The 23,798-nt window shown below is 39.5% G+C and carries 21 protein-coding genes; 15 read left to right on the top strand and 6 right to left on the bottom strand.

Going from position 1 to position 23,798, the window contains the following annotated elements; genetic code table 11:
* The first annotated feature begins 66 nt into the window (after positions 1 to 66).
* The 11 genes from ACOV1Q_RS08025 (at position 67) to ACOV1Q_RS07975 (ending at position 10,362) form a co-directional block, all read left to right on the top strand.
* Entirely contained in the window at positions 67 to 1,482 is a 1,416-nt protein-coding gene (locus tag ACOV1Q_RS08025; RefSeq protein WP_424493880.1) for a right-handed parallel beta-helix repeat-containing protein, read from the top strand.
* A gap of 35 nt (positions 1,483 to 1,517) precedes the next feature.
* Positions 1,518 to 1,913, top strand: a complete 396-nt coding sequence (locus tag ACOV1Q_RS08020; RefSeq protein ID WP_424493879.1) for a hypothetical protein — start codon at positions 1,518 to 1,520, stop codon at positions 1,911 to 1,913.
* 288 nt (positions 1,914 to 2,201) lie between these two features.
* Positions 2,202 to 2,786 carry a peptidoglycan recognition protein family protein gene (locus tag ACOV1Q_RS08015; protein ID WP_424493878.1) on the top strand — a complete coding sequence of 195 codons (585 nt, stop codon included), beginning with the start codon at positions 2,202 to 2,204 and terminating at the stop codon, positions 2,784 to 2,786.
* Between the two features lie 26 nt (positions 2,787 to 2,812).
* The gene (locus ACOV1Q_RS08010) at positions 2,813 to 3,001 is read left to right on the top strand and encodes a Z-ring associated ZapG family protein (protein WP_424493877.1); all 189 of its coding nucleotides are present in this window, start codon (positions 2,813 to 2,815) and stop codon (positions 2,999 to 3,001) included.
* 50 nt (positions 3,002 to 3,051) lie between these two features.
* The gene (locus ACOV1Q_RS08005; protein WP_424493876.1) at positions 3,052 to 4,008 is read left to right on the top strand and encodes a M12 family metallopeptidase; all 957 of its coding nucleotides are present in this window, start codon (positions 3,052 to 3,054) and stop codon (positions 4,006 to 4,008) included.
* A gap of 245 nt (positions 4,009 to 4,253) precedes the next feature.
* Positions 4,254 to 4,532 (top strand): hypothetical protein, encoded by a 279-nt coding sequence (locus tag ACOV1Q_RS08000; protein WP_424493875.1) that lies wholly within the window; start codon positions 4,254 to 4,256, stop codon positions 4,530 to 4,532.
* Positions 4,529 to 5,242, top strand: coding sequence for a hypothetical protein (locus tag ACOV1Q_RS07995; protein ID WP_424493874.1), 714 nt, complete (start codon positions 4,529 to 4,531; stop codon positions 5,240 to 5,242). The genes ACOV1Q_RS08000 and ACOV1Q_RS07995 overlap by 4 nt, the downstream gene beginning before the upstream one ends.
* A 259-nt stretch (positions 5,243 to 5,501) precedes the next feature.
* Complete coding sequence (locus ACOV1Q_RS07990; RefSeq protein WP_424493873.1) at positions 5,502 to 5,846, top strand: hypothetical protein; 345 nt, start codon at positions 5,502 to 5,504, stop codon at positions 5,844 to 5,846.
* Positions 5,847 to 5,887: 41 nt separating this feature from the next.
* Positions 5,888 to 6,304 (top strand): hypothetical protein, encoded by a 417-nt coding sequence (locus ACOV1Q_RS07985; RefSeq protein WP_424493872.1) that lies wholly within the window; start codon positions 5,888 to 5,890, stop codon positions 6,302 to 6,304.
* Positions 6,305 to 6,674: 370 nt separating this feature from the next.
* Entirely contained in the window at positions 6,675 to 9,155 is a 2,481-nt protein-coding gene (locus ACOV1Q_RS07980) for a TonB-dependent siderophore receptor (RefSeq protein WP_424493871.1), read from the top strand.
* A 67-nt stretch (positions 9,156 to 9,222) separates the two neighbouring features.
* Entirely contained in the window at positions 9,223 to 10,362 is a 1,140-nt protein-coding gene (locus ACOV1Q_RS07975; protein WP_424493870.1) for a PepSY-associated TM helix domain-containing protein, read from the top strand.
* A 192-nt stretch (positions 10,363 to 10,554) separates the two neighbouring features.
* Here ACOV1Q_RS07975 and ACOV1Q_RS07970 read toward each other — a convergent pair whose 3' ends face one another.
* Together ACOV1Q_RS07970 and namA are read right to left on the bottom strand one after the other, a co-directional pair.
* Positions 10,555 to 11,583 (bottom strand): M28 family metallopeptidase, encoded by a 1,029-nt coding sequence (locus ACOV1Q_RS07970; RefSeq protein WP_424493869.1) that lies wholly within the window; start codon positions 11,581 to 11,583, stop codon positions 10,555 to 10,557.
* Between the two features lie 129 nt (positions 11,584 to 11,712).
* Entirely contained in the window at positions 11,713 to 12,804 is a 1,092-nt protein-coding gene (gene namA / locus ACOV1Q_RS07965) for an NADPH dehydrogenase NamA (RefSeq protein ID WP_424493868.1), read from the bottom strand.
* A 679-nt stretch (positions 12,805 to 13,483) separates the two neighbouring features.
* Here namA and ACOV1Q_RS07960 point away from each other — a divergent pair.
* From ACOV1Q_RS07960 to ACOV1Q_RS07945, 4 genes are all read left to right on the top strand, one after another.
* Complete coding sequence (locus tag ACOV1Q_RS07960) at positions 13,484 to 14,116, top strand: Crp/Fnr family transcriptional regulator (protein WP_424493867.1); 633 nt, start codon at positions 13,484 to 13,486, stop codon at positions 14,114 to 14,116.
* A 135-nt stretch (positions 14,117 to 14,251) separates the two neighbouring features.
* Entirely contained in the window at positions 14,252 to 14,863 is a 612-nt protein-coding gene (locus tag ACOV1Q_RS07955) for a class I SAM-dependent methyltransferase (protein WP_424493866.1), read from the top strand.
* A gap of 66 nt (positions 14,864 to 14,929) precedes the next feature.
* Positions 14,930 to 15,445, top strand: a complete 516-nt coding sequence (locus tag ACOV1Q_RS07950) for an O-acetyl-ADP-ribose deacetylase (RefSeq protein WP_424493865.1) — start codon at positions 14,930 to 14,932, stop codon at positions 15,443 to 15,445.
* Positions 15,446 to 15,566: 121 nt separating this feature from the next.
* Entirely contained in the window at positions 15,567 to 16,748 is a 1,182-nt protein-coding gene (locus ACOV1Q_RS07945) for an MFS transporter (protein WP_424493864.1), read from the top strand.
* A gap of 106 nt (positions 16,749 to 16,854) precedes the next feature.
* On the opposite strand, the gene ACOV1Q_RS07940 is transcribed toward ACOV1Q_RS07945, so the two are convergent.
* The 4 genes from ACOV1Q_RS07940 to ACOV1Q_RS07925 form a co-directional block, all read right to left on the bottom strand.
* On the bottom strand, positions 16,855 to 18,060 hold the full coding sequence (locus ACOV1Q_RS07940; RefSeq protein WP_424493863.1) for a GAF domain-containing sensor histidine kinase: 1,206 nt from the start codon (positions 18,058 to 18,060) through the stop codon (positions 16,855 to 16,857).
* Positions 18,061 to 18,188: 128 nt separating this feature from the next.
* Entirely contained in the window at positions 18,189 to 19,334 is a 1,146-nt protein-coding gene (locus tag ACOV1Q_RS07935) for a PQQ-dependent sugar dehydrogenase (protein WP_424493862.1), read from the bottom strand.
* Between the two features lie 120 nt (positions 19,335 to 19,454).
* Positions 19,455 to 22,481: an AAA family ATPase gene (locus ACOV1Q_RS07930; RefSeq protein WP_424493861.1), complete on the bottom strand. Its 3,027-nt coding sequence runs from the start codon at positions 22,479 to 22,481 to the stop codon at positions 19,455 to 19,457.
* Positions 22,478 to 23,698 (bottom strand): exonuclease SbcCD subunit D C-terminal domain-containing protein, encoded by a 1,221-nt coding sequence (locus tag ACOV1Q_RS07925; RefSeq protein ID WP_424493860.1) that lies wholly within the window; start codon positions 23,696 to 23,698, stop codon positions 22,478 to 22,480. Before ACOV1Q_RS07925 ends, ACOV1Q_RS07930 begins: the two co-directional genes overlap by 4 nt.
* Positions 23,699 to 23,798 lie beyond the last annotated feature (100 nt).

Raw genomic sequence — 23,798 nt, 5'->3', positions numbered from 1 at the left:
CAATAACTGTGGCTTAGGCGTAGAATCTGAATTTGTACCGCCACCGCCTGTAAATATAGACTTAATATGAATACAATAATCATATTATCGGTACTTATCGTTTTAGGAGTAGGGATCTATTTTCTGAGGAAGAAAAGTAACAAAGGTGTAACTAAACCCGAACCTATACCAGAGCCGCCAGTAATTGTAAAACCTAAAATTTTTCACATTGAAATACCAGACAATGCGGAAGATAAAACCTTACTCATAAGAGAGCAACTTAGTAAAATTCCTGATGGAGTAGAAATTGTAAAGCATCAAAAAACTTATAAGGTTGCTAAATCAATTGTAGGTAAGAAATTTACTGATTCTACTTTTAAATCATTAGGCGAATTAAAAGTAGTACCCAACCACGTAATATTCCCTAAAGGCGAATTTTGGACTGAGGGAGATTTAGAAAACAACCCTAGAGGGATTAACTCTGTTTTTAAAATAGAAAACAGGCATAATTTAATTATCTCAGGACACGGTAAAGAAACTGTTTTCTACACTAAAGCACCGGCTACGCCCTACGGTGGTAATGTTACTAAAGGGGACTATTCTTTAAGACGGCATTTTAAGTTTCTGTTTTGCTCAAATATTGTTTTAGAAAACATTACAATTAAGGGCAGCAATTCCATAAAGGGCAGCTTATTAGGGACTGCTCCTGAATACACTCCTATCTTCTGGAAAGGCGGTAAAGATAACGGGAGTATTGCAGATAGTCCCGGATACACAAAATATTGGGAGCAAGAGCATGGCGTAGAGCTTTATAGTTGTGAAGATGTTTTAATTAACAATATAAGCGTATCTGATGTTTGGGGAGACGGTTTTTACATAGCAGGAGATTCAAAGTTACCGAGCCGGAATATAACCATATCAAACTCCACGTTCAAATACACAGGTAGGCAAGGCGGAGCCGCTTCGCACGTTGACGGTCTTTTAATAGATAATGTATTTATAGATCGAGGAAGAAGGTCAGACTTAGACTTTGAACCGCATAAACCTGAATTATACGTGAGGAATGTAGAGGTTAAAAACTCTAAATTTTATTCTGTAGGAACAGTTATAGCGGCATTAGGAAGAGGTGATGTGAGTAATATCTACTTCCATGACAACGAATACCAAAGAGGGGCATTAGTTAATTGTTGGGATTCTTCAGGAGCTTTTAGGAGAAGCAATTGGAGGATAGAAAATAATATTAGAACAGGTTCTTTCTCTTCCACTGTTTCGCCTATAGGATTTAAGAAAACAGACGGTATCAAAATTTTAAACAACACTGAATCTATTGAACCAGATCAAGGAAGAAACGTTGCTAGCTTCATTAATTGCGGCGGTAATATTGAAGTGTCAGGAAATGATTTCAACCACGGTAAATATATGCTTCTGATAGATACCGAAAGCGTTAAAACAGAAAACAACACCCCTGAACTAATTCCGTATAAGTACGGGGAAAAACCATAAGCCCCTCTTAAATGATGCCCTAAAAATGCACAAGAATGATAACAGTTACCCTTGTAGACAAAATATTAATATCAGTCTTTATTATGAGCTACATCACATCAATGTTAATCCAGGTGGATAATCCAAAGATAGAAGTAAGGCCAAAAGACTGGCTTCTGAATTTCTTATGCAGCAGTTTAGGTGTGGCCGCTGCGTGGGGATGGGCTTTAAATTGGGTGAACCTTGGAGCCAAGATGATTATCATAATGATAGCGACCGCCGTTTCCTACCCTACTTTCAAATATCTCAATTCAGAGCAGGGGCAAACTCAGTTTGGAGGAAGCATTGCCCGTGGGCTCGTAAACATGATTATTAACGGATTTAAAGGTGAAAAAGTAGATAAAACAGACAATCAAAATTATATAGACGATGAAATCGATACCAGAAATTGAAATATGGGTGTGCTTCATGTCAGGAGCCTTATTTATATGCTATGCCCTATTTGCATTCGTGCAATGGAAGATCCACAACGTGCTTAGATTATCCCTTTCTGCGATATTCTTTGTCATGGGATGCCTGGGGATAAACTGGGGAAGCAAATTAGTGTACGGTGAACAGATTTCGTACACGCTAGTGACAATCATTCTGCTTTCAGCTTTAACAGTGCTTGGCGGCATAGTGGTTTGCTACCTGTACAACCGGAATAAGAAAATAGAAAAGTACTCTCAACACCATAAATGATGAGTAGAGCAGAAAATATTAATGCGATAGTATGGCATTGTTCGGCAGGTTTCTCCGGGATTAAATCTATAGAAGCTTTTTGGAGGAGAGCTAAGCATTTAGGAGGGGCAGGTTGGAAACATAAAGGCTACCATACTATTACTGAGCTTGACGGTACTACATGGTATTTAAAAGATAATTCTGCAGTAAATGGCTACTCTCTCGATCCAGAAGATCTTAACCTCGAATATATCACAAATGGAGTGGGTGGATATAATTCCAAACTTATAAATAACTGCTTAATAGGTGGTGTGGATTCCGAGGATTATTCAAAAGCAGTTGACACCAGAACACCCGAGCAAAAAGGAGCTATTCATAAAGTAACACAGTTACAAATAAAATGGTTAGCAGATAACGGGAAGGATGTTACAAAAAATCTAGGTTTTTATGGTCACCGGGAATACTCCAAAGATTCAAACGGAAACGGAGCTATTGAGCCTTGGGAGAGGATAAAAGAGTGTCCTTCATGGAATGTGATCACATCTGAATATCATTATCTCTATTCATCGAAAGACAGATATGGCAAATTGCCTTATATAAAATAGAAAATTAACCTTTAAAAATGTGAATTATGGAATTTGGAATTATTGGATTATTGATCGCTGCAGTAGTAGGCTTCATTATCGGAGTTTTTGTTTACAGAAACAACGTTGATTTGTTTGCCCCTATTGCAAGTAAGATTGACGCGAAGTTTGACAAGCTTGAGCTTAAGTTTGAAGAACTCAAAAAGGAGTTGAATGAAAGAGATTCCCGAATTTAAACCAATAAGCCGGGGCGTTATGCTTCGGCTTTTATAAAACAACTAAGAAAATGAAAAAGTTATTGCTCCCCATTTTATTTATCCTTCTAATAGGATGTGAAAAAGAAGAAGTAAACCCACAGGTTGATAATCCTGAGGTAGCCGTATTAAGTGAACTTATAAAAACAGACTTCGGCGGCATGGAGTTCAATGCTCAAAAAGCAAATGATCACTTCATTGTGGAAGGTGATATTTTAATTCCTGGAAATGTAAATGCGAGAGTTCACCAGCCGGGAGAAAAACCGAAATCTGCAGCACTGTTAAATGGCTTCTGGCAGGATAATACAGTTTATTATGCTATAGATCCTTTCCTGCCTAATAAATACCGGGTGAATGATGCTATTGAACACTGGGAGGAACACACTAATATCAAATTTGTTGAACGAACCAGCGAAAGGGATTATGTGTATTTCACCACAGGTAATGGTTGCGCTTCTTATTTAGGGAAGATTGGCGGCGGTCAAAAAATAACGCTAGCAAGAGGTTGTTCCACTGGAAATGCTATTCACGAAATAGGTCATGCTATTGGATTATGGCACGAGCAGTCAAGATCTGACAGAGACGAATATGTTACGGTTCACTATGATAATGTAATTGAAGGATATGAGTATAACTTTCAGAACTTCTCAGATAGCTTTATGACACCCAACGGGCAGAATCTGACAGATAAATTGGATTTTCCTTCAATTATGATGTATTCTGCTTATTCCTTTTCTAAGAACGGATTGCCAACTATTACCAAGCTGAACGGCGATTTATATTACACGCAAAGGTCCGGGCTTTCTCCTGGAGATATTGAAGGGGTGAATAAGATCTATCCTGAAATTGGGGAACCGGAATATATCAATGGCAAGTGGTACACAATTCACGGCCTTACAGTACTCAGATTTTATAATCAATGGTTTTATAGCGGAAGGTACGGAATGAAAGGAGTGGTGCTTATAAACGGGATTTGGTTTTACAGGTAATCAAATAACGATCAAATAAATGAAGCGTTTAAAATAGGGCGCTGGCAGATGCTGCCCGAATGAATGAGGGTAGCATAATCAAATAAAAATGTCTAAAAGTCCGTCTAAAAATGTCTAAATAGAAAACTATTAAAAATTAAAAGAGAGAAATTGGAAGAGGTGATCAAATGTTGTGAGGCAGTACCTGGGAAGGATAGGCACCTAATCCAAAGTGGTCGAATTCGACCACTTTAAAACCAATATAAATGAAGCTTAAATATTACATTTTTTACACATTAAATTTAATTTTAGAGCCATTCGGATGTGGTTTTGATTGGTCTTACTATAATCTACAAGTAAATGTTTGGAACGGATGGAAAGAAGAATACGACGATAAAGTGATATTTGCGTGCCGAAAAAACAAGTACTCAGGCAATCATTATTACTGGACAAAAATGTGCGGTACTAATGGTTATAATCCTAATAAATGGGAGCTGTTTAACGGTAAAAAATTTGAATTATATAAAGGATATCCTAAACCATGAAAACAATCCCACTCCAAAAAATCCTTTTATATGCCGCCGTGGTAGTTTTGGCTTTCCTTTTATTCAGGCAATGCGATAAAACCGCGGAACAACGAAAGGAAAAGAATTCTATTCAGGCTTTTTTGAATGACACAATTTCTTATTATGACAATGAGATAGGGCAAGAGGTCGCACAGAAAGAAGCTATTCAAGGCAGCAAACAGGCTTTAGAAGTATTGCTTTCTGAAAAAATGGATAGCCTGGGCCAGCTTAAGCGATTGGTGAAGAATTTCCGGAATGTAGATGCAGCCGGAAATGTTACGACGGTGACTATTATTGATTCTATTCCGGTCCCGTATGAAGTTCCGGTGCCTATGGAATTCTCCAGAGACTTTGAAAAGTCAACTCAGTTTTATTCACTTTCCGGGATCTCAACAAACCGCGGGCTTACTATCAATAATTTGACGGTGCCTAATACCCTTTCCTTTGCCATTGGAAAAAAGAAAACCGGCCTTTTCAGTAGTGAATACAGGATTGAAGCAGTGAATTCTAATCCTTATGTTTTAACTACAGGTCTTGATTCCTATACCTTTAAAAGTAGCAAAGGTTTGATTTCACTAGATGCCCAGATAGGCTACGGCCTTACGGTTTATGGTGCCACTCCTTATGCCGGTGTTGGATTAGGTTTTGATCTTTGGGAAGGATTGAGGAGTGTTTTTGGGAAGAGATAAATTCCTATTTTTGTATTCCGTAGTGAGTACGCAGTTAGGCAAGGCAATCAAACAAGGGTTCGTAATACGCCTTGCAATCCTGGAACCCCGAAACACCCATAAGCTACAAGAAACCCTGTCATTTACGGCAGGGTTTTTCTTTTTTAAACATTAAAATAAACTATTTAAAAGTTTGCTTTAAGCAAACTTTGTTGTATATTTACATCAGTAATAACAGCAAGGGCTCTTTGACATAACGATTAACACAAAAGTTGAAAAAATGGAAAATTTAATTGACCGAGTTTGGGAATACTCAAAAAACAATCCTGACGGTTTTACTTTAAATATTGAAACCATGAAAGCTGTAAAATTTGGAATTGTAGTTGCTTACTACGAAACGCAAAACAGCTTCGGCAAAGAAGCCTTAGAGCTTGTAATTAATCACTCCTTAAAAAACAGCAAAACAATAGGAGGTTGGTTAAATAATGAGAATGATTTTTACTATTTCGACAGTGTGAAAATCTTTAAAAATTCAGAATTGGAAAAAGCAATTGAATTTGCAAAGCAAAATAAACAACTTGCAATTTTTGATCTGACTAATTTAAGAGAAATAAAAATTAAATAGGGGAGAAAGTCTCCCCGCCCTTGCTTTTTAAAATCGTATTTATGGAAACTTTAAATGTAATAAAGGAGCAAGAATTATCTATAGTAAATTACCGGCGCATGGGCCTGGAAATAGAAGTTATAGATGAAGATCGCGTAAAGATCACTCAGGCCCGGCTTATCAACGGCTATATTTTAAATCAAAAGCAATTAATCTCCAGGGCACGTGAGGTTTTTCCCGATGCTAAAATAGTTCCTGTGGTCTACTCATTAGATGTGGAGGATATCACGGTGGGATGGATTGAGAATAAAATGAAGGAGTTCGGAATAAAACGTAATGATCTGATCAAGCAGATGGCCATTGATAAATCTTCATTGAGTTTATATTTATCTGGAAAACGCCCCATGGATAAAAGTCAGAAAGCTGCCTTTTTTTACTATTTTTTGACGTACGAATTGAATCGTGATTTTAGAGATTAAAACAGGTTGAAAACCGCATATTATACGAATAATGTACGATTTAAATATAAAATTCTTTTTAGGTACTATAAATAAAGAATAGTTCTTCTGATTGTGGTTCAGGAGGTCGCCGGTTCGAACCCGGTCTTCCACCCAGAAAGCTTCTTGTGAAAACAAGGAGCTTTTTTTGTTTTAGGTATTTCTGATCATGAAGCGTTGGCTTCGGTTAAGAAATAGAAAAAAATGCAGGCTTAATATGTTGGCAATCTCAATCTTAGAATTTTCTTAAAATTATTTATTCATATTAATTCTAAATAAGCTTTTCAGTTTCAGAAAGGCTTCTTACTTTTGCCCTTATCTATAATAAGTCTAAATAAACAAAGAAATAGTAATGAAGCAAAAATACCTTGTTTTAAGTCTGTTGTTATTCCTGGTTCAACTGGGATTTTCACAAAACACCAGTAATTTGCGCGGGCAAATTCTAGCAGAGGATGGAACGCCTATCCCCAATGTCAATATTAAAGTAGTAGGTACCACAGCGGGAACAAATTCTAATCTAGATGGCCGCTTCCTGCTTCAGGGAATCATTTCGGGCAACCGTTTAATACGCTTTAGCTATATGGGATTTGAAGCAAAAGAACTGGAAGTATTTTTACCGGCAAACGAGACGGTAAGTCTTCCAGCCATTGTTCTTCAGGATGATGAGCAGGAACTGGATGAAGTGGTCATTAGCGCCACCTGGGATATCAATGAATTCACCCGACCTAAAAGTGATTTCGTGGCCAAATTACCTCTAAAAGATATTGAGAACCCACAGGTGTATAATACCATTACAGCCGAATTAATGGAGCAGCAAATTGTCACTAATTTTGATGATGCAATTAAAAACGCTTCAGGTATTAGTAAACTATGGGAATCAACCGGACGTGGTAATGACGGTGCAGGATATTTTTCCCTTAGAGGTTTTGCGGTGCAACCAACACTGGTCAATGGATTGCCCGGCCTTACCAATGCCAGCCCCGATCCTGCTAACATAGAACGTATAGAGGTGATAAAAGGACCTTCAGGTACTCTTTATGGAAGCAGCCTTATATCTTACGGTGGACTCATTAACATAGTCACTAAAAAGCCATATGCTTACTTTGGAGGAAATATTTCCTATACAATGGGTAGCTTCGGGCTTAATCGAATCACTGCAGATATTAATACGCCGCTTGATGAAGAAGGAGATATAACAATGCGCATAAATACTGCCTACCATACAGAAAACAGCTTTCAGGACGCAGGATTCCAGAAGTCATTGTTTGTTGCTCCTTCGTTTAGCTATAAAGTAAACGATCGCTTGTCTTTTTACGTAAATACGGAATTTTATGACAGTGAAAGCACCAATCCTACAATGCTATTTGTAGACCGTGGCGCGCCATTACGTGTGAATAATATAGAAGAGCTGGGATATGATCCTGAGCGTTCATACACCAGTAATGATTTGACTATTGAAAACCCAACTTTTAGCCTGCAGGGACAAATGTTGTATAAACTTTCTGACGAATGGACTTCTCAAACTGTGATCTCAAGAGGTTCTGCCAAATCTCTTGGTCATTATTCTTACCTATATGAAACAACACGTTTCTACCAGGGGAGAGAAGAAGTGGAAGGCAGTGTTTCAAATCTTAATGAGGGAATTGTGCTTACCCGCTATATGAATGATCAAAACTCGACTACTCTTACGACAGATATCCAACAGAATTTCGTGGGAGACTTTGAATTTCTGGGAATGAGAAACCGTATGGTGGCAGGATTGGATTATTTTAATCGCCAGGTGATTGACAACGGCTCAGGCTATGTGGCAAACGGGAACATCTACATAGGAGACGCGACTCTTCAAAATGTAAATGAAAGCGTCTTCGGAATATATGACCCTTCGGCTTATATTACAGATAATGACAGTGGGATTCTTTCTGCTGCAGGTGCAGATGCACTTCTTGCCAACAGCAATCGCAATAATAATACTACTGAAGAGAATATTTACAGCGCATACGTTTCTGATGTTCTTAATTTCACTCCCAACCTGTCTGTAATGGCCAGTTTGCGGGTTGACCACTTTGAAAATGACAACAATAGCCAAACAGCACTTTCCCCAAAGTTTGGAGTTGTTTACCAGCCATTGGATGATAAAATATCCATTTTCGCTAATTATATGGATGGTTTTACCAATGTTGCACCACAGGAAGAGGGAGATCCAACTACAGGAGCAACTACTACTGTAATCTTTGATCCCGAAAGAGCGAAACAGGTAGAAGTGGGAACGAAATTAAGCCTTATGAATAACAGGCTGGCTGCTACCTTTAGTTACTACGATATTCAGGTTTCTAATATTGTAATGGAAGAAACGGGAAGACCTTTTTTCTATGTTCAGGATGGAGAGCGATATAGCCGAGGATTTGAAGCAAATTTTGTAGCCAACCCTTTTAAAGGATTCAACATCATCGCCGGGTACAGTCATAACGAAAGTGAATTAACAGTGTCTGATCAAACCGATTTCCTCGGAAGAAGGCCTGAATCTGCAGGTCCTGTTGATACGGCGAACCTTTGGGCGAGTTATGGATTTACTTCAGGAAATCTGAAAGGTTTTGGTTTTGGTTTTGGCGGAAATTACGCAAGTGAAAACATGATTTTTAACAGGCAATTGGGCGGAGTGTTTACCCTGCCTTCTTATACTGTATTTAACGCAGGTGTTTTCTATAACGTGCAGAAATACTCAATTAATGTGAAGCTGAACAATATAGGAGATGAAGAATATTACAATGGGTGGTCTACCATTAACCCTCAGACTCCCCGAAATGTAATGGCCAGTCTTACCTACAAGTTTTAAGGAGGATTAAGTTAAACGGCTGCCCGGAAATAGTAAATTTGTACTACTTTCGGGCAGTCTTTTTTTAATGAAACACAGGAAGAAAAAAAATAGTATAAAAAAGTGGATCGGGAGAATACATCTCTGGATGGGTCTCACCTCTGGTCTCATTGTTTTTATTGTATCCATCACCGGCTGCATTTTTGTTTTTCATGATGAAATAAGGGATTTCACGAGCGACTGGAGAAAAGTGGTACCTCAGGATGAAGCTTTTATAGCACCTTCTGTACTTCGGAGTAAAGTTTTACAAGGTTTTCCCGAAGCAGAAGCCAGCATGGTCGTCTACCAGAACAAGGAGCGGCCAGCGCACGTGTTTAGTAGTATTGAAGGAGTAGCCCATCACATTTATTTCAATCCGTATTCAGGAGAATTATTGCATGTTCAAAACCTGGAAAAGGATTTCTTTTTAATCATTGAAGACCTGCACATGCACCTTTTGCTGCCAGAGAAGATAGGGAAGCAGGTTGTGGGAATTTCCACTATTATCTTTGTTTTTATGCTCATCACAGGAATCATCTTGTGGTGGCCCAAAAAGCGTAAAAATGTTTCCGATAAGTTCCAGATCAAGTGGAAAGCCCGGTGGCGCCGTGTTAATTACGACTGGCACCAGGTAACCGGTGTCTATATTTCGCTGCTCGCGCTGGTCATTGCGTTCACTGGGCTTAGTTTCTCATATGAATGGATGCATGAAAGCTTTTATTACTTCGGAAATTTGGGAAAGGAATATCCTTCAGATTTCATTTCCCCGGAAATAGAGGAGAAAAGTACCAAAAATGGCATAAATGCCTTTGATCTTGCTTTTGCAAAAACCGTGGAAATGCTTCCCGACAGCGGAATGTATTTCGTTTGGGACCAGGGCCAGAATGCACCCATAGTTACAGGGGCATATCCTGAAGCACTCGGTTTTCACCACCAGTCCAACTTTTATTTTCATCCTGAAACGGGAGAATTGCTGCAGGAACATTTCTACAGTGACAAAAGTACCGGCCTGAAACTTCAGGAAATGAATTATGGCTTGCACACGGGCCAGTTCTTTGGAATAACAGGAAAGATTATTGCCTTTTTTGTAAGCCTTTTTGTCGCCGGGCTTCCCGTTAGCGGATTCATGATTTGGTGGGGGAGAAATTACAAAAAGAAGAAAAGGAAACTGCAGCTCAAAAATCTTTAGAAGGTAATTTTATTCACCTTTTCCAGGCATTGACTTACATACCAACTGCCAAAAAAAGCAAATTAAACCATGATTTTTGGAACCCTTAAATTTGCTAAATTTTATACATAAAAAGAGGCTGCTTAAAAAAGCGCCATTCCATTAGCGGAAAGCCCTATTAAGCAGCCTTTTAATTTCCTAAAGAAAAGCCGTTTATTCGCTTGCTTCGGTAAGTGTTGGTTTATCTACAAATGGTCGCTCAGCACGGTTTGCCACTTCCCAGGCAGTTAAAAATACAAGTTTTGCTCTTTTTGCAAGCAGGTCGTACTCGATCTTATCTGGAGTGTCCGTTGCCTTATGATAATCTTCATGAACCCCGTTGAAATAAAAGATGATTGGAATATCATTTTTTGCGAAGTTGTAATGGTCACTTCGGTAATAAAAACGATTTGGATCGTTTTCATCATTAAATGTATAGTCCAGGTTTAGGTTCAGGTATTTGCTGTTAACCTCTTCACTTAAATTGTGTAGTTCTGTACTCAATTTATCACTTCCAATAAGATACACATAGTCTCCGCTGTTTTCCATACCTTCTCCAATACGACCAATCATGTCAATGTTAAGATTGGTAACAGTATTTTCTAATGGAAAAACAGGATTTTCAGTATAATATCTAGAACCAACAAGTCCTTTTTCCTCTCCGGTAACGTTTAGGAATAGGATAGAACGTTTAGGACCATAACCATCTTTCTTTGCTTTCATGAAAGCTTCGGCTATTTCAAGAATAGCAACGGTTCCAGAACCATCATCATCTGCACCGTTGTAGATGTTTCCTTCATCATCAACTCCTACGTGATCATAATGAGAAGAAAGTACGAGGATTTCCTCTGGCATAGTACTTCCTTCGATAAAAGCCAGCACATTTTCTGAATCCTTTACATTCCCTCTTCGAAAAGCAGTTGAAGGTACTTCCTGGTAGTAGTTATCTCCTCCTAAGGGCGAAGGTATTCCCAGCTCCTGGTATTCCTTCTTTAGATACTCGGCTGCGAGTTTTTGGCCCGGTTCACCGGTATCACGACCCATGAATTCATCACTGGCAAAAGTGTATAAATGATTTTTCAATTCATCTGCCGTAATTGTGCTTGCGTATTCCATTACGTCTGCAGATTCAATGCTTTTTGGCTGCTGGGCTTTGCACCCAACCATGCCCACGGCAATAGCCAAAAACAGTACTTTTTTCATAAATTATTAAATTTTATATTCAGAGGCAGCAATATAACAGTTTTTCGCAGCAATTCGGCTTCATTGATTTGTTAAAAGGATAATTTTTGAACTCCTGCTAATCCAAAAGTGACATTTTTTCGTTCTTTTTTAGCCAATGGTTCTTTTGATTCTTTTCGCCCGCTCATACTGCGGCGCCCATTTTAATTCCTCATCAAGAGCCTGTGCGGCCTCCATTGGGAAATAAGGATTGCGCAGAAATTCTCTTGCAAGTAGCACAAGATCTGCCTGTTGACTCTCAATAACTTCGGAAGCTTCCTGCGGAGTCGTTATTAAGCCGACGGCGCCGGTGAGAATTCCGGTTTCAGATTTAATTTTTTCAGCAAATTTTATCTGATACCCTTTCTGCACAGGAATTTTAGCATGTGGTACCAATCCGCCAGATGAACAATCTATAAGATCAACACCTTTTTCCTTTAAAAGTTGGGCTAATTTCACAGATTCCTCCTCATTCCAGCCACCTTCAACCCAATCCGTCGCCGAAATACGTACAAAAAGGGGCAGGGAAGAAGGCCATTCTTCGTTTACAGCATCCAAAACTTCCAGAAGCAGGCGAATTCTGTTCTCAAAAGTTCCGCCATAGTCATCGGTTCTTTTGTTGCTTAAGGGCGAAAGGAACTGGTGCAGTAAATATCCATGAGCTGCGTGAATTTCGGCTACTTTAAACCCTGCTTCAAATGCCCTTTTTGCTGCTGTTTTAAAATCATCTTTTATTTTTTCTATTCCGGTTTGATCCAGCTGCTTGGGAGTTGCATCGGTTTCATTAAATGCAAGTGCACTGGGAGCAACAGTTTGCCAACCTCCCTTCTCTTCCGTAATAAACTTCCCGCCTTTCCACGGGCTGGTGGTGCTGGCTTTTCTTCCGGCATGTGCAAGTTGAATTCCGGGAACTGCTCCCTGTTCTTCGAGAAATGCGGTAATTTCTTTTAATCCTGAAATGTGTTCATCTTTCCAGATTCCAAGATCATCTGGAGTAATCCGCGCTTCCGGGGAGACAGCGGTCGCTTCCGAAATAATTAATCCGGCGCCACCCACAGCCCTGCTGCCAAGGTGAACCAGGTGCCAATTGTTGGAAAATCCATCTTCACTGCTGTACATGCACATAGGTGAAACCGTGATTCTATTTTTTATTTCTACAGATTTTATTTTTAAAGGTGAGAATAATCCTGATGTTTGACTCATGTTGTTTTTAATTTTTAGTACCTCAAATGTAGACAATGTACTTATTGCTAAAAAGCAACAGCTATAGATAAGTCAAATGGCGGAATATGAAAATCCATATTTCCAGCCAGGAACTTCAGTTAATAAAACTTGGCCTCTATTTGCTGAAAATTAATTGGGATAAAATCGATGAGGAGACTTCGGCCAAAGGACCAAAGTCTCAAAAGAATAATTGTTGCCCCCCAGAAATAATTATTCTACTCATCTTTTTTATATTGAAATATTATAACCGGCCAATACCTTCTTCATAATCAGAAATTATGAAGATGATTTATTTAAAATTGTAGTTTAGGAGCTGGAAGAGTACGAAACCGAAAGGAATAAAAGTAGAGATGTGTATATATCGCCCAGATTGCTCATGAACTTACTTAGAATGGTTAATAATGAATTTCAAAAGTATTATTTTTCCTCGTTAATTATAGCTGCAAGTTTTTGGTTAACTGATTTTTAACGCTGAATTACAGAAATTTATAATATTTAGTAATTCCCTATTTGGGAAATGCAGGTGGCAACCATACGTTATAATTTTTTGATAATTTTTCTGTAATCAGGGAGGCATAAATAAGAAAGAATTGGCTGGAAGTGAGAATAGGCCAGAATTGGAAAATTCGTACTAACTTTAATCCGCAAAAGAAGATCTATGGACAAAGCATTAAAAGAAGCTTATCACTTCATCTTTGAAGAAGAATTAATAGAAGAAATTAGTAATTGCGGTGTGCTCCAGAATTTTTCAGAGGGTGAGAAAATAATGGAGATAGGAGATTTTGTCACTGCAATGGTGTTGTTGCTGGAAGGGGCGATCAAGATCCTGAGAGAAGACGAAGACGGAGACGAATTGTTGTTGTACTTCCTGGAAAGAGGTGATACCTGTGCTCTTACACTTTCCTGCTGCCTCAGAAAAACCCAGAGCAAGATCCGTGCGGTAGCCGAACGGGAAACAACGCTCATTATGATTCCAATAGAAAAAATGGAAGAGTGGACCTCCAGGTTTAAAAGCTGGAGAAATTTTGTATTTGAAAGTTACCAATCCCGACTTAATGAAATGTTGGAAACAATTGACACGCTTGCATTTATGAATATGGACCAACGGCTAATGCGCTACCTGCGGGACAAAGCAAAAATTAATCAATCTGAAAAGCTTCTGGTCACGCATCAACAAATAGCTTATGATCTCCATACGTCCCGCGTCGTAATTTCCAGAATTCTTAAAAAACTTGAATTGGAAGGAAAGATCAAACTTCAAAGAAATTCATTAGTAGTGCTGGAACTATAAAGTGATTGTAATTTTGATCGAACAGGTTCATAGTGATTAAAAAACTCAACACAAGCTTAGGCTAAATGGTCTTCTTCATGGCTTATTCTGTAAGAAATCAGTAAATTAGAACCTATTAATTATACCAAAACTGAAATGGATAGAAAGGAACATTGGGAGAATATTTACAAAACTAAGAAATTAACCGATGTAAGCTGGTATCAACCATTTCCAGAGACCTCTCTTACTTACATCAAAGGCCTTGAGCTGAATAAAACTGCAGCAATTATTGATGTTGGTGGAGGAGACAGTTTTTTGGTGGATTTCCTTTTGGCAGAAAATTACTCGAATATAAGCGTTCTGGATATTTCAGAGAAATCGCTTAAACGCGCAGAACAAAGGTTAGGGGAGCGGTCTGCAGGAGTAAAATGGATACATCAGGATGTGCTGGAATACGAGCCTAAGGAGAAATTTGATCTATGGCATGACAGAGCTGCTTTTCATTTTTTCACTTTGGAAGAAGATGTTCAAAACTACATCCAAGTCCTTAAAAATGCTACTAAATCCGGAAGTTATTGTATCCTGGGTACTTTTTCAAAAGAAGGCCCTAATAAATGTAGCGGTATAAATGTGAGGCAATATTCCACTTCAGATCTAATTACACTTTTTTCTGCAGATTTCAACGTGATTTCCTGTAGCAATGTGACTCATAAAACTCCTTCCGGAGCCACGCAGGATTTTAGTTTTTGCAACTTCCAAAGAAAATAGAATTTTAGTTTCGTAGATGGGCATTGTAAGAAAATATTAAAATTCTGTTCTCTAAAAATGGCAAAAATGATAGAGGTTCTTAAAGGAGATATTACTAAAGTTGCGGTAGATGCCGTAGTAAATGCGGCTAATAGTTCGCTTATGGGTGGCGGCGGAGTAGATGGTGCCATTCATCGCGCAGGCGGCCCGGCAATCCTAGAAGAGTGCAAACAAATAGTGCAAAAACAGGGCAACTGTCCTACAGGTGCGGTAGTAGTTACGACGGCAGGTGAACTTCCTGCAAAATATGTAATCCACACCGTGGGGCCGGTCTGGAATGGCGGAGAAAAAGGGGAGAACGAGAAACTGGCGGCTTGTTACCGTAATTCTCTTGAGCTTGCCGTTCAGAAAAAATGTAATTCTGTGGCTTTTCCAAATATAAGTACCGGAGTGTTTGGCTTTCCGAAGAAAAATGCGGCTCAAATTGCAGTTTCTACTGTACAGCATTTTTTGAGGGAAAGAAATCTGCCAAAAAAGGTTCTTTTTGTTTGTTTTGATGAGGAAAATGAAAAATTTATAAGAGAGGAGCTGGATAAAAGATGAATTTTTCGCTTCTGATGGATAGAGGAATATCCTTGGAAAAATTCGTTTTTTGAAGCTCTTGTTTAAATCCTACTTTCCTTTTTAAAAAAATCAGTTTCTTCGCGGTACTTTTGAACCGCAAATGTCTTATTCAGGAAAAGTTTTACCAATTATTGTTATTGCGCAGTTTTTCTGTACTTCACTTTGGTTTGCCGGTAATGCGGTGATGGAAGACTTGCGGCAGCAGCTTAATCTTGATGCTTCTGCTCTAGGGCATTTGACTTCTGCAGTGCAAGTTGGATTTATTGCGGGTACGCTGCTGTTCGCATTGCTAAGTGTCGCCGACAGGTTTTCGCCTTCCAAGGTTTTCTTTTTTTGTGCGCTTGCAGGAGCGCTGCTAAATCTTGGGATGATTTTCGAAGGTAATTCTTTACAAAGTCTTCTTTCTTTGCGCATTTTAACCGGATTTTTCCTTGCAGGAATTTATCCGGTGGGGATGAAAATCGCTTCAGATTATTATCGTGAAAACCTTGGGAAATCCCTTGGGTATTTGGTAGGAGCACTTGTTTTAGGAACAGCTTTTCCGCATTTATTAAAATTTGCAACAGGCGCAGGCGACTTATCCTGGAAACTGGTGTTGCAAGTAGTTTCCAGTATGGCCGCTGCGGGAGGCTTGCTAATCTTGCTGCTCGTACCAGATGGCCCTTATAGAAAACTTTTGTTAAAAAGAGATACGGCAGCATTTTTTAAGATTTTTAAGCAAAAACGTTTTAAGGCAGCGGCTTTCGGATACTTTGGGCATATGTGGGAACTCTATGCCTTCTGGGCCTTTGTTCCTGTTATGCTGCAGGTCTTTGAACTTTTACATCCCGACATTAAAATAAAAGTGGGTCTGCTTTCATTTATAATCATAGCTGCCGGCGGCCCCGCGTGTGTTGCAGGCGGTTATATGAGCAGGAGATACGGGAGCAAAAAGATAGCTGCTATTGCCCTTTTTCTTTCTGGATGTTGCTGTTTATTTTTTCCTTTAATTGTTTTAAATAATTCGGTGGTAGTTTTTGGTCTGTTTATGACTTTTTGGGGAGCGGTAGTAGTGGCAGATTCTCCGCTGTTTTCTACCTTGGTAGCAATCAATTCACCAGAAGAGAACAAAGGAACCGCCCTTACAATTGTAAACTGCATAGGTTTTGCAATTACTATTGTGAGTATTCAGCTTTTTAGCTTATTGATGGAAAGTACAGATTCCGTGGCTGTATTTAGCCTATTGGCCACAGGTCCTGCTTTGGGACTGCTGGGACTTCTTAGGCACTCATGGAAAAAATGAGATCAACCTACTGCGGAAATTGTAGCTCCTTGTTCTTAATTAAAAAAGTTCCAAAAATGACATTTTTGGAACTTTATTGAAATTTTTTTAAAGTCTGCTAATAGATTTAATTTTCCTGATGCGGCATGATGAAAGTAAAAGTCGTATAATCTTCTGTTGAGTCCACATGCATTTTTGCGTCATGAGCACGGGCGATTTCAGCAGTAATATATAAACCGAGCCCAAGTCCCTGTTTTCCAGGCCTCACTTCATCTCTATAAAAAGGCTGAAAAAGATGTTTCTGGGCTTCTTCAGGAATTTTCGTACCACTGTTGGTTACTGAAAGGCGAAATTCTTCCTTATTAGAAGTAGCCTCAACCTTTACCGATGTATCCATTGCGCCATGAGTGGTGGCGTTGTTCAACAGGTTGAGTAAGAGCTGGGCCATTCGTTCAGAATCGCAATTTACCGGCTCATCGAGGTTGAAATCTACTTCGAACTCTACTTCGGGAGACAACATTTGCGCCTCTTTAAGGACCTGTAAAAAAGCGTCTTCCAGTGCTTCATTGTCTTTTTCGGCCTGAAGTATGATCCCTTCTCCAAATCTTCCACGGGCAAAGTCCAGCAGGTTATCAATTAACCCCTGCATTCTAAAAGCAGTAGATTTTATTGTTTTTGCCTGTTTTTGAGCTATCTCCTCTTTCGAAAATTTTTGCAGAATATCTGCACTCATTTTCATCGTAGCGAGCGGGTTTCTTAGATCGTGTCCTAAAACAGCAATAAACTGTTCTCTTGTTTCGGTAAGTTGTTTTTCTTCTTCCAACTTTGCATTCGCGATGGCTATTTCTTCCAGGCTTTGGAGGTGAAAGGATATAAGTTCTGCAAAAAGCTTAAAAGTTGAATTAATTTCTACCGTCTTTACCCTAGCCGGTTTATTGTCAATAGCGCATAAGGTACCAAAGAACGTACCATCTCTCCTGATGATAGGAAACGAAACATAACTTGTAATCCCATACATTTTAGGGACTGGATGATTGCAGTAGATCTCATCTTCATCTACATGATCTATAAAGATAGGATCACGGCTTTGACGTACTTCTTGGCACATCGTAGTTTCTATCTTAAGCTCATCTCCGGGTTTAAGCCCAAAGGAGATATTGTCTTTTGTAGTACAGGTAATCCATCTATCTTCCGTCACCCTGGCAATGGCTGCAAAACCCATTCCCGTTGTACTACAAATTACATCCAGTAATTGGGGTACTATGGGAATTTTATTAATATTTTCGACATCTGCCGCAAAACTTTTTTCCAATACGATATTATTCTCAGCCACTGATTTCTTTTCTGTTTCGTACAAACTTATAAAAAATTAATATATAACAGAAAATTAAGATGAAGCCAAAAATAAACCCGATCCCTCAAAAATGTACTTTGGGATCGGGATTTTGAAAACTTGTATTATTATTGAAGTTTAGTCAGCTGAAGTATTTGTCCGTTTTCTTCATCAGTCAAAACATAAATAGATCCATCTGGCGCTTGTTCCACATCTCTGATTCTTTTAGCCAAAGGCAGCCGCTCTACTTCTTCAGCTTCGGGACCGTTAACATCTACTCTTACCAATCCTGAACTGGTAAGACCGCCAATGAATGCATCTCCCTGCCATTCGGGAAACATATTTGCAGTGTAAAAAATCATTCCAGAAGGGGAAATTGTAGGGGTCCACACGATTTTAGCATCTGCAAATTCCGGGCGGGTAGTGGGATCAGGAATTTCAGCACCGTCATAATCTGTTCCCCAGCTTACCACCGGCCAACCGTAGTTCTTTCCTGCTTCGGGTTGATTGAATTCATCACCTCCTAAAGGTCCCATTTCAGCGACCCAAAGCATCCCAGAATTAGGATCAATTGCGGCACTTTCAATGTTCCTGTGACCGTAAGACCAAATTGCATCTTCAGCATCTTCCTGTGCTATAAAAGGATTGTCTTCGGGAATGGTTCCATCATCTTTTATTCTTACTACTGTTCCCAGGGAATTGGAAAGATTTTGAGCTGGTTCAAACTTGAATCTTTCTGCCAATGTAAAGAAAATCATATTATCTTCAGTGAAAATAATTCGCCCACCAAAATGATTGGGTCCTTCTACTTTTGGCTGCATTCTGTAAATCACTTCAAAATCTTTTAACTCATTTCCCTCCAGTATGCCTCTTCCCAAAGCAGTTCCTGCAGTGCTGTCCTTTCCAGGTTCGGCATAAGATAGATACACATAATTGTTTTTCGCAAAATCAGGATGAAGTACCACGTCAAACATTCCTCCCTGTCCTACATTAAAAACTTCAGGAGTACCACCTAGAGGCTCAGAGAGTTCATTATTTTCATCAAGAATTCTTAGTGCCCCGGTTCGTTCGGTTACCAGCAATCTACTATCGGGTAAGAATGCCATTCCCCAGGGATGATTAAGATTTTCGGCCAATGTATTCACTTTGACAGTTGGGCCGTTTGTCATTATCGTGGATTTTTGAGCAAATCCAGAAAATGCGAAAAATAGCAGCGCAATTAAAAAAGCTGTTGCTTGCTTTCCTGTTTTCTGGTTGAGGTTTTCTTTTTTCATATTGAGAATTTTTTGTTCTCTCTAATTTATCATTCCCCCTTTGCTAATGCAAGCTACTTAGTAAACAGTTAACAATCAATAAATAAGGCTTTAACAACCATTTCCTGCCAACTATGGATTCTATATGACTTCAAGGCTGCTATAACCCTGCCCGTTACGTTTTAATTGAATTTGTGTGGCAATTCTTTCTTTAAGAGAATCTACGTGACTAATAATTCCAATGGTTTTTGAGGATTCTGCCTGTAGCTTTTCCAAAGTATCCAGTGTTTGATCTAGAGTTTCGGGATCTAATGTCCCAAAGCCTTCGTCGATAAAAAGACTGTTGATTTCCACATTTTTAGAGGCCAGATCAGACAACGCCAACGCCATTGAAAGACTTAAAATAAAAGTTTCACCGCCAGAAAGAGTTTTGACAGATCGCCGCTGCCCACCCATGTGTTCGTCTATGGCTACAAGTCCGTCGTCTTCATCCTCCTGTGGTTTATCAATATGGTAGCGGTCACTTAGATCTTTTAGTCGCACATTGGCTAGTTTTAAAAGTTGCGTGAGGCTAAGATCCTGTGCGAAATCATTGAATTTTTTACCGGTCGCACTGCCTATAAGTTCATTGAGGAGGCGCCATCTCCTGGTTTGTTTTTCCTTTTCAGAAATTTGTTTTTTTAGAATTTCCAACCGCTCCAGTTGTTCAGCGTGGTTTTTGAGTAGGCGGTGTATTTCCTTGCATTCGTTGCTCACATTTTGCAGTAGTTCTTTTTGATCTTCAAGTTCCTGCTGCAGGGCAACTTTTTCTATTTCCACATCTATTTTGGTGGCTGTTGCCAGTTGAGAGATGAGCAATTTTAAAGCCGCCGCAGTATTGTCGACTTGTTTTAGAATGCTTGCTCGTTTTGAGCGAAGTGCATTACATTCCGCATCGGGTATGAGCGCTTCAAAAGCATCAGCTACCTGTTCCAAATCTTTTTCTGAAACCTTCGGTTGCAATTCGTCGTTTAGTTTTGAAAGAAAAGACTTTTTGTCTTCCAGAACTTTGCCAATTTCCTGCCGGCGCACCTGTATATTTTTCTTTTCAGCATTGATGGTGATCCATTGGTTGTGCAACTGCTGAGTTTCCTGCTGAATATTTTCTCCCGTATATAATTCTTCCAGTTTTTCCTTAAGCAGCTTTCCTTCCTTCAGTATTTCCTGAAGGTTCTTAAGTAACGGAATGGCGGCCTTAATTGAACTTTCCTGCTTGAGCTGAAGTGTGTATTCATCAAGCTGCCTCACTTGCAGTTCCAAGTTATCACAGGATCTCTCCCAGCCTGCGGATGTTTCTATCTGTGGTAAGCTCGAATATTTCTCTGAAAATGCCTTTTTTTGATCTCTAGATTTATCCTTTAATCTTAAGATTACCTCTTCAAGCTCCTTTAGTCGTTCCTTTGTATTTCTTAAATTGACATTTGCGGTATTCAGGTGGCGATTTGACTCCACCAGTTCGTTTTCCGTTCTCTTTATTTCCTCATCAAGTTTGGTGTCCTTAGGAGGTAAGTCTTCAGCATAAGGATGCTCCAGGGCTCCGCAGAGAGGGCAGGCTTCTCCTTCTTTCAACTTGTGCCGGTGTTCCTCCAGGCTCGCCCGTAGCATTTGGTTCTCCTTTTTCAGGTTGAGGTTTTCAAGATTATTTTTCAGAAACTTTGTTCGCAAATCCCATTTTTCGATTTCCTGCGGGAATTCCTTTAACTTAGGAAGAAGTTGTTCCTTTTCTGCAACAAATTTTTGCTGTTCTTCATCAAGTCTCTCAAGCTCATAAAAATCTCTGGCAGCTTCCCTGGCAAGAACAGTTTTCTTCTGAAGACGTTCTTTTTCCTTTTGAGGCTGTAAAAGGTCAATTTCTGAAAGCTTTTCCCGTAAATCAGACAAATATTCTCCATTTTTCTTTCGAAGCTCTTCCAATTCACGCAAACTTTTCTCCAAATTGTGCTCATTTAATTCAAAACCTGTTTCCCGAAGTTCTGCAGCAATTTCATTTTTTCTAAAGCTGTACTCTTTTCCTTTTTCCTGCTTTTCCAGCTGCAACTTCTGAATATGATCCCGGAAATACTGCAGTTTTTCTTCCAGATCGTCCGCATTAACTTCCGAATGAATAAAGCCGGAAACCCGCTTTTTTAGAGTTTCTACTTTCTCAAGATTTTCGGTAGCTTTGATTTTATTGTTTTCAAGTTCGATTTTCAGGCTTTCTATCTCCCTATGGTACTGCTTCCAGTTTCGTAGATCATCTGAAAAATCCTGAACTTTTTCATGCTGCTTTAATGGAAAACCATGCTCTCTTTCAAATAGCTGTAAATTCTCTACAGCCTGAGATTTTTGGTTTTCCAGCCGTGCAATTTCCTTTTTTTGGTTTTCGATATTCTCCTTTAACTCGATCGCTTTCTGTAGCCGGGAGATCTCCTTTTCAAATTGCAGGCAGGCAGTAGTTTGCTTTTCGTAATTGGCTTTATGTTCTAATATAATTTCCTCTTCCAGTAAATTCTGCTGAATGATCTTGATCTCATTTTGCTGCTCTTCGATATTGCGGTTTACTTCCTTATTTTTATCGTAGGCTTTAATTCCCAGCTGCCGATATATTCCTGTGCCGGTGATCTTTTCAAGAAGTTCCCCGCGTTCTTCTTTTTTCGCCTTTAGGAATTGTGCAAATTCACCCTGTGCCAGCAACACAGACTTTATAAACTGGTTATAGTTGAGGCCAATCAACTCTTCGTTCTTTGCAGGAACATCACTTTTCTTAAGATCCAACACCGAATTATTTGCAAGGTCCTGGATTTCCATCTCATAATCCCGCAGCTTGTTATTTCGGTTGGTAGAAATGCTCCACTGTGAGGCAAAAATGCCATTTTTGGATTCGTAGGTAATTTTCGCTGTGGCCTCTTTTTGATTACGCGTAAGGATGGCACCTTTGGCAATAATTTCCCCCTTGGTGATTTTGCCCAACCTTGGCACCTGATTGAAAAGCGCGAGAGAAATGACATCTAAAATGGTACTTTTACCGCTCCCGGTTGGCCCGGTGATCGCGAAGAGGGAACTGGCAGTAAAAGGTGCCGCGGTAAAATCTATATCGTGTTTCCCTTTAAGAGAATTTATATTCTGAAATTCTATTTTTAAGATCTTCATTCCGGGTTTTTATCAGTCTGTTGCACTTCTTCTAAAAGCTCATCAAAAGCAGCGGTTAATTCTTTTTCGGTCTCTGGGTCGTAATGATGCTCTGCAATAAGCTGGGTGAAAACCTCTTTGGGCTTTAAATCTTCCAGCTGTCGTGAATCTCCATAGATTTCCGCAGCACCTTTTATCCTGTTTTCAAAATCTGCCCGGTGTTTTACGATCTCATAGCCTGCAGTTTTAAAACTGGTAGCAAGTTCATCAAGCTCATAAATCTTTTGTGCATCATAATGCTCTTCCTTAAGCTCCAACTCAATAAGCGAATCCAGTTCGTGATGATCTTCCAGAACACTTAGTTTAAGTTTGAGTGTTTCAATATTTCCTGTAATGCGCAATAATTTACGAAAGACAGGAACCGGGAGACTTTCAGGAGTCCAGCCTTTTTTGGTATCGAGTATTAAAATGCGTTTTTCATCTTTGCGTTCACTAAAGGACAGCGGAAGAGGTGAGCCGCTGTAATAGGCAGGAACAGCTGCCGATAATTTTTGAGGTTTGTGAATGTGCCCCAAAGCAATATAATTGAAATATTCTCCAAACTGAAGCGCATTAAAGGCCGCCTGATTCCCTATTTGAATGTCTCTTTCACTTTCTGAAGTTTCTGCACCGGCAGCGAACAAATGTCCCATGGCAAGGGCGGGAACTCCGGGGAATTTCTTTCCGCAGATTTCAGCAGCGTCAAAAAAGGTGTTTTGAATGCCTTTCCTAATGGCTTTCAGCCGGTCTTCATAAGTAGCGCCATCATTTGCGGTACGAAGATCTGAATCACGCAAAAAAGGAATGGCGGCAATAACCACCTCAGTTTTGCCATTTTTGGATACCGGGATAATGGCATCTTCAAGATTTTTGGGAAGTCCGCCAATAACATGCATGTCCAGCTCCCGCAGTATTTCCCTCGGGGCATCCAACATGGCCGGGGAATCATGATTGCCGCCGGTAACGATTATTTTACAGTTCAACTTCCGAAGTTGCATTAGCGCTCTATAGTATTGTTTTCTTGCTTCAGATGAAGGGTTTGCCAGATCGAACACATCTCCAGAAACGATCAAAACATCAATTTTTTGCTCCAAAATGGTCTTGCAAAGCCATTTAATAAAAAGATCAAAGTCTTTAGAAAGCTCGTGTTTGTGCAGTTTCTTGCCTATATGCCAGTCGGCGGTATGTAATATTTTCATAGCTACGGAAGTTCCTCAAAATTAAGATTCATTTGCTGTGCTGCAAAACAAAAGTAATTTAAGGTTACGACATTTCATGTCGTCAAAAAATGTGCTTCAG

The sequence above is a fragment of the Salinimicrobium maris genome (genome assembly GCF_049680855.1).
Taxonomy (GTDB): Bacteria; Bacteroidota; Bacteroidia; order Flavobacteriales; family Flavobacteriaceae; genus Salinimicrobium.
Note: the sequence above shows the minus strand (reverse complement) of the source record. Positions and strands in the feature narration are given on the sequence as shown.